Genomic DNA, 13,691 nt, shown 5'->3' on the forward strand with positions numbered 1-13,691 from the left:
ATTATGGAGCAGCACGGACCACTAAAAGGTTTAATAGTAGCCGATTTTTCGCAATTGGCGCAAGGCCCTTGGGCTACCCAAATGTTGGGAGATATGGGTGCAGAAATTATTAAAATAGAACCACCTAAAGGCGATTGGATGCGACACTATGCTTATGGCAATATGTTTCCAGAAGGTGAGAGTATCTCTTTTGTTAGTTTCAATAGAAATAAAAGAAGTATTGCTTTAAACTTAAAAGATGCTACTGATAAAAAAATAGCAATTGATATTATTAAAAAGGCAGATGTTTTAGTAGAAAATTTTCGTCCTGGAGTCATGGAACGGTTGGGGTTAGGTTATCAAGATATGCGAAAATTAAACGAGGGTTTAGTGTATTGTTCAAGCTCAGGTTATGGAGCTTCGGGACCTTATTTACACAGACCTGGTCAAGATTTATTGGCGCAGTCTATAAGTGGAGGGCCCGCTTTAAATGGTTTTAAAGGGCAGATTCCAGTGGTAACCGCTGTAGGACAAGCAGATTTGTTAACAAGTTTATTTATCAATCAATCTGTTTTAGCTGCTATTTACTCCAGAGAAAAAACGGGGAAAGGACAAAAAATAGAAGCTAACCTACTCAATTCAGCGGTTGGGTTTCATATACAGGAAATTACTGCTTTTTTACACCGAGGAAGTAACCCTGAACGAAGTGAAAGTGGTATTCCAAATCCATGGATTGGGGCTCCTTATGGTATATATCGTACTAAAGATAGTTATATCTCAATAGGGATGTGTTCTGTGCAGAAAATAGCACAAACTATTGGTCTTGAAAAATATAATTCTGAAACATTTAACTCTAATAACATTATTGAAAATCGTGATGTTATCAAGTTGGATATTGAAGCGGTTTTAAAAACTAAAACAACTAAAGTTTGGTTAGAAGAACTTTTAGCACAAGATATTTGGTGTTCTCAAGTTAATACATTTAAGGAAATGGTTACCGACCCCCAAATAAAACACAACGAGATGATATTGGAGTATAACCACCCAAAAGTAGGCAAGGTTAAAACAACAGGATTTCCTGTAAAATTTAGTGATACACCGCAAAATATTGATAGACCAGCACCTCTATTAAATCAACATGCCGAAGAGATATTAAAACAATACTGTGGATATTCCGATAAGGAGGTCCAATCATTTTTAAACAAAACATAAAAAATAATAAAATGAAATTAGGATTCGGATTATACCGTCACATGCTTAACGAACAGCATTATAAATTTGCTAAACAATGTGGTGCTACGCATTTAGTAGTGCACATGGTAGATTATTTTGGTAATACAGATAATAATAAATCAAACGCCAACCAACCCATTGGAGGCGATAGAGGTTGGGGTAAGGCAGGAAATGGTGAGCTATGGATTTTAGAAGAGCTTCTAAAAATTAAAGCCGATATTAATAGTCATGGTTTAGAGTGGTACGCTATTGAAAATTTCGACCCTTCTATTTGGCATGATATTCTTTTAGATGGGCCAAAAAAAGAGGAACAAATAGCGTTGGTAAAAGAGCAAATTAAAATTGTAGGACAAGCAGGTATTCCTGTTTTTGGTTACAATTTTTCATTGGCAGGAGTTTCCAGTAGAGTTGAAAAACCTTTTGCCCGCGGTGGTGCGGTTTCAGTAGGAATGGAAGGTTTGGTAGATGAAACACCTATACCAAACGGCATGGTATGGAATATGGTCTATGACGACAATGCCCCAAAGGGCACCGTAGAAAGAGTGTCGCACGCTATACTTTGGGAACGCCTACAATACTTTTTAGACCACATAATACCAGTAGCTGAAGAAGCCGGAGTTAAAATGGCAGCCCACCCAGACGACCCACCAATGCCTTATGTAAGAAACACACCAAGATTGGTGTATCAACCAGATATGTATCAGCGTCTTATAGATATCAAACCAAGTGATAATAATAATTTAGAATTCTGTTTAGGAACCATTTCTGAAATGACCGAAGGCAATGTGTATGAAGCCACAGACCAATACAGCAAGCAAAACAAGATAGCCTATATCCATTTTAGAAATGTTGTTGGTAAAGTGCCTAATTATAAAGAGGTATTTGTAGACGAGGGCGATATTGATATGTTTAAGATTTTAGAAATTTTAAAACAAAATAAATTTGAAGGTGTTTTAATACCAGACCATACGCCACAGATGAGTTGCGATGGCCCTTGGTATGCGGGTATGGCTTATGCAATGGGCTATATGAAAGCAGCTCTTAGTAATCTTAATAGAGAGTAAATACTATATAAAAGAGTAAAAATATCATGATAAAAGTAGTTAAGTATTTGTGGTATAAGTGTTTTAAAAATAACACTTTCTTATGTTTTATCTTGAAAAAAAGCTTGTTTATTTTGTTTGCCATAGGATTGTTTTCGTGTCAAAATGAAATTAACGGCACAGATTATACCCAATACGTAAACCCTTTTATTGGTACCCAAAATGAAGGCCATACGTTTCCTGGCGCAACAACCCCACATGGAATGGTGCAACCAAGTCCAGAATCTTACAACACCTATTATAAAGGTTATGAAATGGATCATGTTGCGGGCTATCAATATAATGACCCTTGGTTGATAGGTTTTACCCAAACACATCTAAATGGGGTTGGCTGCCCATCAATGTCAGATATTTTATTGCTTCCAATTAATACGGATACCATCAATAGTGAATCTCGGTTTAATTTTAAATCAACTTATAGAAAAGAAACAGAAATAGCAAAACCAGGATATTATAAAGTCTTTTTAGACGATTTTAAAGTAAAGGCAGAACTTACTGCTACCGAGCATGTCGCTTATCATAAATATACTTTTGATAACCCAGAAGAAGCACGACTACTCATAGATTTGCAATATGGCGTATCTTGGGATATCAACACCATATCCTCGAATATATTGGAAGCCTCCCAGCAATTTGAGAGTGAGTATGTATTATCAGGCTATAGAAAAGCAAAAGAATGGGCCGCTAGAGATTTATATTATGTAATTAAATTTAGTAAACCAGTAGTAACCAAGCGCCAATTACCAGCTCCAAAAGATAATACAGAGAAAGCACCTCGATATGTATTGGATTTTAATATGGAAGGCCATCAGGAACTAGAAATTTTGATAGGGGTATCAACTGTTGGTATTAAAGAAGCAAAAAAGAATTTAGAAGCAGAAGTTGCTTCATGGAATACGTTTGATAGTGTTAGAAAAAACACCAACCAAAAATGGAATGCTATTTTAAACACTATTTCTATACAAGGAGATAAAAAGAAAAAAGAAGCCTTTTACACGTCTCTGTATCATTTATATATTCAACCTAATAATATTGCCGATGTAGATGGGCAGTATCGAAGTGCCAACTCAGGAATTCAAAAGGCGTCTAGTGGTAAATATTACTCTACATTATCCTTATGGGATACATTTAGAGCGGCAAACCCTATGTACACAATTTTAAGTCCAGAATTGGTTAGTGATATTAACACATCAATGTTAGATAGTTATACACACATGGTGACAGATTCTCTTAATCCAAAAGAAGCCAATAAATATTTACCAAGATGGCAGTTATGGGGAAAAGAAACCCATACCATGGTAGGTAATCACGCTGTACCAGTAATTGTTGATGCGTATTTAAAAGGAATAAAACCCAAGCAGTATACCGATGATGATATTTTTGATGCCGTATGGACCACTGTAACAAAACCACATTACCGTAATCATGTACAATTAATAGATTCCTTTGGTTACATTCCTTATGATGTTAAACTATCTTCAATTGACGATGGAAGGGAAACCGTATCCAGACTTTTAGAAGGTATATATGATGATTATGCGGCGGCAAGGTTTGCTGAAAAATTAGGCAAAAGTGACGAAGCCGATTTTCTTTATAAGCGAGCAAGGTATTACAAGAATATTTATGATAAAGAAAGTGGGTTTATGCGCGGTAAAAATGCTGAAGGTGTATTTAAAGAACATGTAGATGTTACTGAAGTTGTTGGAGAGTGGTTAGAAGGTTCAGATTTTACAGAAGGGAATGCGTTTCATTATCAATTTCATGTGCTTCATGATATTCCCGGTTTAGTTGAAACCATGGGAGGTAAGGACGCATTTGCTCAAAAACTGGATGATATGTTTTTTTCAGAATCTAAACCAGAAGTTAAAACCTTAGTATGGAATATACATGGTACTTATGGGCAATATTGGCACGGAAATGAACCCTGTCATCATATACCCTACTTATATAAATATACCAACACACCAGAAAAAACAGATAAAATAATTAAAACCCTTGTAGATGATTATTACGATACAAAACCCGACGGACTCATGGGTAACGATGATTGCGGGCAAATGTCGGCATGGTATATGTTTTCGGTATTAGGATTTTATCCCGTAAATCCTACCGGAGGAGAATATATTTTAGGGGCGCCCCAGATTAAAGAAGCTACAATAAAACTGCCGAATAGCAACACCTTTACAATTAAAGCCAATAATTTAAGTGATGAAAATTTAGTGGTAAAATCGGTAACTTTAAATGGTGATAAATTAAATAGAAATTACATTACCCATAAAGACATTATTAACGGAGGCGAGTTAATTTTTGAAATGGTTGAACCCACAAAAAATCAAATTAAACAGTAAATCTACCTAACTTGATTATTTAAAATAACAAAGCATTAGTTTTCATTGAAAAAAACAGGATACTAGTCTAGTTTCCATGTGTAAACAATAATTTTTTTTAGATAAAAGACACCTAGTCGTATTTTTTAAATTTATTAAAAAAGGGTTAAAAAGCACTAAATAGGTATTGTATTTCAAAATAATTTATATATTTGTCTATATGTATATACATAATGATTTGCATTGTTATTAAATACGAGGTCATATGTGCTACAGATAAAAATATTTAACATTTAATTTCTATTAAAAAAAATGAAAAATTTCAAGTTTAGTGTCTTGTTTTTTGTATTAATGCTATGGAGTTGTCAATCTCTTTATGCGAGGTCTTTAAGTATTGCTTCAAAAGCAAAAGTCACTGCTTCCTCGTCTTTAAACAAAAAGAACAATAGCTCAAAAATTAATGATGGAATTATCGCAGTGAAAAACCAAGGAAACTGGTTGGCTAAATCCAAAAATGCCTGGATTGAACTTAACTGGGATACATCTCAATTAATAAATAAAGTAGTAATTTTTAATCATCCAGAACCAAACTCTAGAATTTTAAAAGGTAAATTGATTTTTAGTGATGGTAGCTCAATAGAAATTGTTTTACCTCAAGACGGCAGTGCCAAGGCTATAGAATTTGAAGAAAAAAACACCAAAACTGTACGCTTTGTAGCAGAACAATCGAATGGTAATAAAATGGGGCTTTCAGAAATTGAAGTATATGCATCACCTAATCAGTACACCACTCCTGTAGAATGGGTAGATCCTTATATAGAAACTAATAGAGGGCGTTTCTTTTTATTTGCAACAGGTTCGCGCCCTTATGGCGTGGTTAGTGCGGCACCAATGACTATCAATTGGAACAATAGTGGAGGTGGTTACGCCCATAGTTCAGATAGTATTTTAGGGTTTCCGCAAATTCATGCATGGACACTCTCTGGGCTTAACCTAATGCCAACCTTGGCTAGCGTAAACCCAACAAAAGGGGAAGATGCCTGGAAATCTTCTTTTAAACATGATGATGAAATTGTGCAACCTGGATATCACCGTGTGTTCCTTCCAGATAGTAAAGTATGGGTAGAACAAACCTCTACCGATCGTGTTAGTTTTTACCGTTTTAAATGGACGGAAGATGTTGAGTCGCAATTATTGCTTTCTCTTGGAGGCTTATTAGGTAATAGCACAATGACCAATGCAGATGTTACTAAAATTAATAATAAAGAATTTGAAGGGTCTATAAGTTCTGTTGACAGAGCCTATAATGTGGGGCCAAAAGACGTTAAAATATATTTTGTTGTTCAAGTTGATGAAAAATGGCAATCTCTTGATGGTTGGAATGAAGACAAAAACTTTACAGATATTTCATCTTTAAAAGGCGATAATGGAGGTGTATCCATGAAATACAAATCTAAAGCAGGAGATGAGGTGCAGTTAAAAATAGCCATTTCATATACCAGCATTGAGAATGCACGAAATAATTTAAAAACAGAATGTACCACTTGGAATTTTGATACAGTTGCGCAAGATAGTAGAAACCAATGGAACGATTGGATGAGTAATATAAAGGTTGAAGGTGGTACCGTAGCGCAACGTATTAAATTTTATACAGATCTGTGGCACGTATTGCTTGGGCGTCACCGAATAAATGATGTAAACGGTGATTATCCAGATCGTACTACTGGTAAAAAAGAGAATACCGGAAACTTAACTGATGGTTTTATTACCGATGCTAATTTTAAAGTAAAAAACCCAGGTTTAGATGCCAACGGGAAGGTAAAACATAACATGTATAACTCCGATGCTTTTTGGTTAACCCAATGGAATTTAAATGTGCTGTGGGGCTTGGCATGGCCAGAAATACAAGATGATATGGCGGCATCAATGGTTGCTTATTCTAATAATGGCGGTCTATTACCACGAGGTCCTTCGGGAGGAGGATATTCTTTTATAATGACGGGGTGCCCATCAACAAATCTTATAGTAAGTGCTTACATGAAAGATATACTTACTAAAACCGACCCCGAAAATGCTTTTGAGCAAATTAAGAAAAACCATATGCCAGGTGGTATGATGGGTGGCGGAGAGTTCTTTAAACACGACCTAGAATTTTATGCAGAAAACGGTTGGTGGCCCAATAATGCAGGTATTAACATTGAAGCAGCATTTCAAGATTGGGGAGCAGCTCAAATGGCTTATAAGTTAGGTAGAACTGATGATTATAACTACTTTATTAAAAGATCGGACTCTTGGAAAAAATGTTTTAATGAAGAGCATAAATTATTGTTCCCTGTAGATCATAAAGGAAACTTCACGCATAATGATCCATTAAGAGGTTGGGGCTATGTTGAAGCCAATGCGTGGCAAGCAACTTGGGGAGTCTCTCACGATATTCCTGGATTAGCTCAATTAATGGGCGGAGATGAAGTGTTATGCGATAAATTAAACTTTGCCTTCAATAAAGGAAAAGATAGCGATTTTGTTTATAGTTACAGCAAAGGATATGTGAGTTATGCCAACCAACCTGGATGTTCAAATGCCCATGTATTTAGCTACGCCAATGCGCCGTGGCTTACTCAATATTGGGTAAGACAAGTAAATGAAAAAGCTTATGGAGGTATCACACCCGATTTAGGTTGGGGAGGCCATGACGAAGATCAAGGGCAGATGGGAGGCGTTAGTGCATTAATGTCTATAGGATTATTTAATATCATAGGGACTGAATCTCAAAAACCTTTTTATGAAATTACGGCTCCTGTTTTTGATAAAGTAACAATAAAACTTGATAATAAGTATTATAAAGGAAAAGAGTTTGTTATTAAAACATACAATAATTCTGCTGAAAATTGCTATATACAAAAAGCAAAATTAAACGGAAAAGAGCTAAATAATTTTTGGTTTTATCACGATGATTTCGCAGCAGGTGGAGAACTGGAAATATGGCTAGGAAATACACCAAATAAAAAATGGGGCTTGCAAACACCGCCTCCAGTCAATATAAATAATCAATAGAAAAGAACTTCAAGAGGAAAGAAGTTAACCTAAAATATTAAAAATGAATAGAGAAACTAGTCAAAACTTACTGCCTGTAGTTAGTAATGAACCAAATAAAAACACCTATAATATTAACCCAATACATAAGCTAGTTGATGGAGAAATAGCAGTTGGTTATAACAGTTTAGCAAATAGATTAAAAACCGAAAAAACAATTATTATAGATGGCTATGTAGGTGTAGATTGGATTGAAATAGTAAACAATTTAACAGCGATTTTAAAAAGCAATGGATTTACAGTAAGTACCTATAATATACAGGATTGTTTAAAACCTGAAAATGAGTTAAATAATATAGTTGCACCATATTTAAATGGTGACGATCCTGTTTTTGGTAAAAAAACAGATTTAAAACTTCTTGATTATTTTAACCAAAAAAAGTTAGCCAATATACAACTAGATAACCGTACAGATGTACAAATTGTTTTTGGTACTGGTGCGGCATTATCTAAGATTAAAGGCTGTTTAGTGTACGTAGATTTACCCAAAAATGAATTACAATATAGAATGCGTGCAAATGAGATAACAAATCTAGGATTTTCTCAAGCTAAACCGCACAAACAAATGTACAAGCACTTCTATTTTGTAGATTGGGTTGTTCTAAATGAAGAAAAAAAGAAATTACTTCCAAAATTTGATATCATCATAGACCAACAACGTCCAGAGCAACCAACTTGGACAGAAGGTAAAGCTTTAAGAAAAAGTTTAACCAATATATCTCAAAACTTTTTTAGAGTAAGACCTTGGTTCGAACCTGGGGTATGGGGAGGTAATTGGATAAAAGAACATATTGAGGGGTTAAACCCTAATGTACCTAATTACGCATGGTCTTTTGAAATGATTGTGCCTGAAAACGGATTAATATTTGGAGATCAAAATGGGTGGTTAGAAGTATCTTTTGATATGTTAATGTTTCTAGAATATAAAAATGTATTAGGAAATGCTGCTAATCGTTTTAAATATGAATTTCCAATTCGTTATGATTTTTTAGATACTTATGATGGTGGTAATCTTTCTGTACAATGTCATCCAAAACCAGAATATATAAAAGCTGAATTTGGAGAAAATTTTACCCAAGATGAAACCTATTATATTTTAGATGCAGAAAGCGATGCCCAGGTATACCTTGGTTTTCAAGAAGATATTAATCCAGAAGAATTTAAAGCTGCTCTAGATAATAGTTACCAAACTAAAGCAGAGTTAGATGTTGAAAAATATGTGCAAAAAATGCCCGCAAAAAAGCACGATTTGTTTTTAATACCTCATGGTACTGTACATTGCTCTGGAATTAATAATATGGTGCTAGAAATAAGCGCAACCCCTTATATATATACTTTTAAAATGTATGATTGGCAACGTTTAGATTTAGAAGGAAATCCAAGACCTTTAAATATAGAAAGAGCTTTTCAAAACTTAAACTTTAACCGTAAAGGAACGGTTGTGCAAGATACATTAATATCTAAACCCACGGTTGAAGCGCAAGGAGAAGGTTGGCAAAAAATTCATTTACCAACACATCCAGATCATTTTTACGATATTTATAGGTACGAATTTGAAGATGAGGTGGTTATAGAAACAAACAACCAATGTCATATTCTTATGCTTGTAGAAGGTACAGCAGTAGAATTAAGTGTATCTACCCAGCAACAAACATTTTATTACGCAGAAACTTTTGCTGTACCTGCAGCAACCCAAAAGTATAAATTAAAAAATAAAGGAAATAGTAAGGCAAAAGTAGTTGTTACTTTTGTTAAAGAAGACGCATGTTAAAATTTAAACATTTAAATAGCCTTGAAATTTACATTTCAATAGCTGCACTGGTATGGTTTACCTCTTTACAGGGACAAGAATCAACAGTTTGGCAAATAGGAAAAGCTGATAATAATAGCTCAGAATTTGCTTTGGCAAATTCTGAGTATACTAAGTTTTTAGAGTATGATTTTGGTTGGGAAGACCGCTTTTATTTAATTGGGTTTTCTAACGAAAGAAAAGACTTCCCTTTTGTGTTACCCGGTGTAACGGATTATTGGGGCGGTACTTCGGTATTAGCAGGCATACGTCCGCATGAAATAAATATTCTATTCGGAATTAATGAAAAACCTAAAAACAGCTCTTGGAGATTGGTTGTTGATATTTTGGATTGTAATCCTGAGAAACCTCCATTATTTAAAGTAAGTGTTAATGGTGAATCATGGAAGTTTAAGTTAGAGAACGGGCAGAACGCCGAAGCCTTAAAAGGAGAAAATAGCGGTACAAAAGAACAAATATTGAGTATTCCTATTTCTGAAGAGTTTATAAAAAATGGAGGAAATAGAATACAATTAACAACTTTAGAAGGCAGTTGGTTAGTTTTTGATCAGGTTCGATTAGAAGGTCCAGAAAATATAGAGTTGATAAAACCAGAAAAGGCTTTTTTAAGAGATGTTTCAACGGCAGATTACGAATTAAAGGTAAATGGAAAAGAAATTCAGCCATTGTTGTTGGATGTTCAGCACCTTTCAAAAAGTCCATTGCTTCAAGTAAAGGTAGATAATAAAATTATATTCGAAGAAACTGTAGAGCACGGTAGAAGTATTTATGAAGCACCCATGCCAGCAGTAAATACAATAAAAACCAGTAGTTATACTGTCTTATTAGATGGTAAAATTATTGAAGAAGGAAACATGAAAAGAGGGTCGCAAAAATTAAATGCTCTTTCGGACTATGTGGATACAAAAATAGGAACGGGGCATTCCAGATGGATGATTGCTCCTGGACCGTGGATGCCCTTCGGAATGGTTAAAATAAGTCCAGATAATCAAAAAAGTGGCTGGCAAGCAGGATACCAACCTTCATTTGAAAGTGTGGGTACTTTTAGTCATATACACGAATGGACCATGGCTGGTTTAGGAACTTTTCCAACAAATGGCCCCTTAATTACAGAAATAGGGAATCCAGGAGAACCAGATTCTGGTTACCGTTCTCGCATAGATAAAAAGTCGGAGCAGGCTCCTTTAGGCTATTATTCTGTTTTGCTTAGTGATTATAATATTAAGGCAGAACTAACAGCTACTACGCGTGCTAGTTTTCAGCGTTATACCTACCCCAAAGATAAACCAAACTCTAGGATTCTAGTAGATCTTCAAATACCTTCAGAATATACATATCAAATTGAAGAAGCGTATTTTAAAAAAATAAACGATTATAAAATAGTTGGCTATAGTAAGCAAATATCGCCTTCGGTTTGGGGGGAAGGTCATTATAGAAAGCACTATATAGAAGGGGGAGACGAGCCCAAAGAATGGGATGATATAGCACAAGAGTACACCGTGCATTTTGTAATGGAATTTGATAGACCAATTAAGGGGTTTGGCATTTGGGTAGATGGAAATAAAGAAGAAAACAAGGGGGTAACTATTACAAATACCGAAGAGTTAAAAGTTGAAAATCCTAAGGGTATTGGAGCTTATATTGAATTTAATACCGAGGAAAACCAAGTGGTACAATCAAGAACCGCTATATCATATGTAAGTATTGAAAATGCCGCTCTTAATTTAGAACAGGAAATAGCAAAGCCCTTTGGATGGAGTTTTGAAAAAGTACGTGCAAATCAAGAAAATATTTGGAACGATTTGTTTGAGAGAGTCTTGATTACAGAAAATGACCGGTTAGAAAAAACAAGGTTTTATTCAAACATGTATCGTGCTTTAGTAAGTAGAAATATATTTAGTGATATTGATGGTAGCTGGGTAGATGCTGAAGAGCAGGTTCAAAAAATTAAAGACACAAACGGTGTAGCTTTAGGCTGTGATGCTTTTTGGAATACCTTTTGGAATTTAAATCAATTTTGGAATCTAGTCACACCAGATTGGTCATCCAAATGGGTGAATTCTCAATTAGGAATGTATGATGCTAATGGCTGGTTAGCTAAAGGTCCAGCAGGAATGGAATATATACCAGTTATGGTTGCAGAACATGAAATTCCACTTATAGTAAGTGCTTACCACATGGGAGTTGGTAATATAGATGCTGAAAAAGCTTTTGAAGCTGTTTATAAAATGCAGACAACCTTGGGGCAAAAAGTTGGTAATGGTTATGCGGGGAATAGAGATTTAGAGCCTTATTTAAAATACCATTATGTACCATATAATAAAGGGCGTTTTTCAAATACACTAGAGTATTCGTTTGATGATTTTTCGGTAGCACAACTAGCAAAATCATTAGGAAAAGATAAAGAATATGACGAATTTATACAAAGGGGGTATTGGTGGAAAAATGCCATTAACCCAAACACCGGATATGCGCATTTAAGGCATTCCAATGGCGAATGGTTTCCAGATTTCGACCCCATTAAAACAGCAGGTAATTTTCAATTTGTTGAAGGAAATGCGTGGCAGTTAACCTTTTTTGTTCCACAAGATGTTCCCGCACTAGCGGCCATTATTGGTGAGGACGAATTTGCAAAACGTTTGGATGATGGGTTTAATATAAGCAGTCCTTGGCGGTACAATGCACCTAATGAGTTGTATTGGGATTTTCCAGTTACACAAGGAAATCAACAATCTATGCATTTTTCATTCCTGTTTAATTGGGTTAAAAAACCTTGGTTAACGCAAAAATGGAGCAGAGATATTATTGATCGGTATTACGGTTTCGGAGTGTCTAACGCTTATTTAGGCGACGAGGATCAAGGACAAATGAGTGCATGGTTTATCATGGCTTCTCTAGGGCTTTTTCAAACCGATGGAGGAGTTCGAGTAGATCCTATTTATGAAATAGGAAGCCCAATTTTTGAAAAGGTAGAGATCGATTTGGGAAGACGATATGGAAGAGGAAAATCTTTTGTAATTGAAGCAAAAAACGCATCGTATAACAACAAATATGTACAAAGTGCAACCCTCAATGGTAAAAAGTTAAATAACTTTTGGTTTTCTAGTAAAGCACTCTTAGATGGAGGGAAGTTAGAATTAGAAATGGGGCCAGAACCTAATAAAAAATGGGGCGTAGAAAACATGCCTAAGCCTGCAATTAAGCATAAAAAATAGGTAGAGTACAACCATATTGCTTGATTAATTATATCAGTGGTGTAGTGTTTTTGTTATATATTTGATGTTATTAAAACAAGATAATTATGGAATTCAAACTAGACCAGTCTAGTCCTATACCTTTATATGCACAAATTGAAGCATATTTAAGAAGCTTAATGCAAGAAGAGGAGTATGCTAAAGGCGATAAACTTTTACCTAAAGAGGTTGCTTTATCGAAAAAATTAGGAGTATCACGGAATACCATACGTCAAGCGATTAACCAATTGGTAAATGAAGGGTTGGTAGAGCGTAAAAAAGGAGTGGGAACAAAGGTGGTTACTAAAAAAATATCTACTCGACTTGATAATTGGATAAGTTTTACCAACGAAATGCGTAGTAAGGGAATAGAAGTTGTAGATTACTATATGGCTATTGAATTGACTAAAGCAACTGATGAGGTTTACCAAGCCTTAGGAGTTGCAAAAGGTAAAGATATATGGAAACTAGAGAAGATTAGAGGATCAAAAAAAGGTAAGTTTCTGTATTCTGTTTCGTATTTTCATCCTAGAGTTGGGATTACAGGTCGTGAGAATTTTAAAAAGCCACTTTATGAATTATTGGAGACCGAACACGATATTATTGTTTCAACATCTAAAGAAAGATTAAAAGCGATAACAGCAAGTCATAAAATTTCTGAAGCATTAGGAATATGCGACAATCATGCCGTATTAGAACGGGAACGTTTGGTCTTGGATGTTGGAGATAGACCCGTTGAGTTTAATAAAGTATATTACCATACCGATTATTTTACCTATGATATCGATATTAAGCGAGAGCTTTAGATAGAATTTAATTTTGTTGTTTCATGTATTAAATTTTGCCAAGAAAAAAGCAATTTAGTTCCCGTTTATGTGCGGGTTACTGTTGTTGGAAACGTGAAGAAATCAGT

The 13,691-nt window shown here is 35.0% G+C and carries 7 protein-coding genes; all 7 read left to right on the forward strand.

Annotated features, from left to right (window positions below; all coding sequences use genetic code 11):
* Positions 1-3 precede the first annotated feature (3 nt).
* Positions 4-1,191: a CaiB/BaiF CoA-transferase family protein gene (locus BWZ22_RS10130; protein ID WP_076699772.1), complete on the forward strand. Its 1,188-nt coding sequence runs from the start codon at positions 4-6 to the stop codon at positions 1,189-1,191.
* 11 nt (positions 1,192-1,202) lie between these two features.
* Positions 1,203-2,276, forward strand: coding sequence for a mannonate dehydratase (locus BWZ22_RS10135; protein ID WP_076699774.1), 1,074 nt, complete (start codon positions 1,203-1,205; stop codon positions 2,274-2,276).
* A gap of 92 nt (positions 2,277-2,368) precedes the next feature.
* The gene (locus tag BWZ22_RS10140; RefSeq protein ID WP_076699775.1) at positions 2,369-4,663 is read left to right on the forward strand and encodes a GH92 family glycosyl hydrolase; all 2,295 of its coding nucleotides are present in this window, start codon (positions 2,369-2,371) and stop codon (positions 4,661-4,663) included.
* 291 nt (positions 4,664-4,954) lie between these two features.
* Entirely contained in the window at positions 4,955-7,696 is a 2,742-nt protein-coding gene (locus BWZ22_RS10145; RefSeq protein ID WP_076699777.1) for a GH92 family glycosyl hydrolase, read from the forward strand.
* 43 nt (positions 7,697-7,739) lie between these two features.
* On the forward strand, positions 7,740-9,506 hold the full coding sequence (locus BWZ22_RS10150) for a class I mannose-6-phosphate isomerase (RefSeq protein ID WP_076699778.1): 1,767 nt from the start codon (positions 7,740-7,742) through the stop codon (positions 9,504-9,506).
* Positions 9,500-12,760: a GH92 family glycosyl hydrolase gene (locus tag BWZ22_RS10155; protein WP_076699780.1), complete on the forward strand. Its 3,261-nt coding sequence runs from the start codon at positions 9,500-9,502 to the stop codon at positions 12,758-12,760. The genes BWZ22_RS10150 and BWZ22_RS10155 overlap by 7 nt, the downstream gene beginning before the upstream one ends.
* A gap of 86 nt (positions 12,761-12,846) precedes the next feature.
* Positions 12,847-13,584 (forward strand): GntR family transcriptional regulator, encoded by a 738-nt coding sequence (locus BWZ22_RS10160; protein WP_076699781.1) that lies wholly within the window; start codon positions 12,847-12,849, stop codon positions 13,582-13,584.
* Positions 13,585-13,691: the final 107 nt, after the last annotated feature.

This window comes from Seonamhaeicola sp. S2-3, from assembly GCF_001971785.1.
In the GTDB taxonomy this organism is placed as follows: domain Bacteria; phylum Bacteroidota; class Bacteroidia; order Flavobacteriales; family Flavobacteriaceae; genus Seonamhaeicola.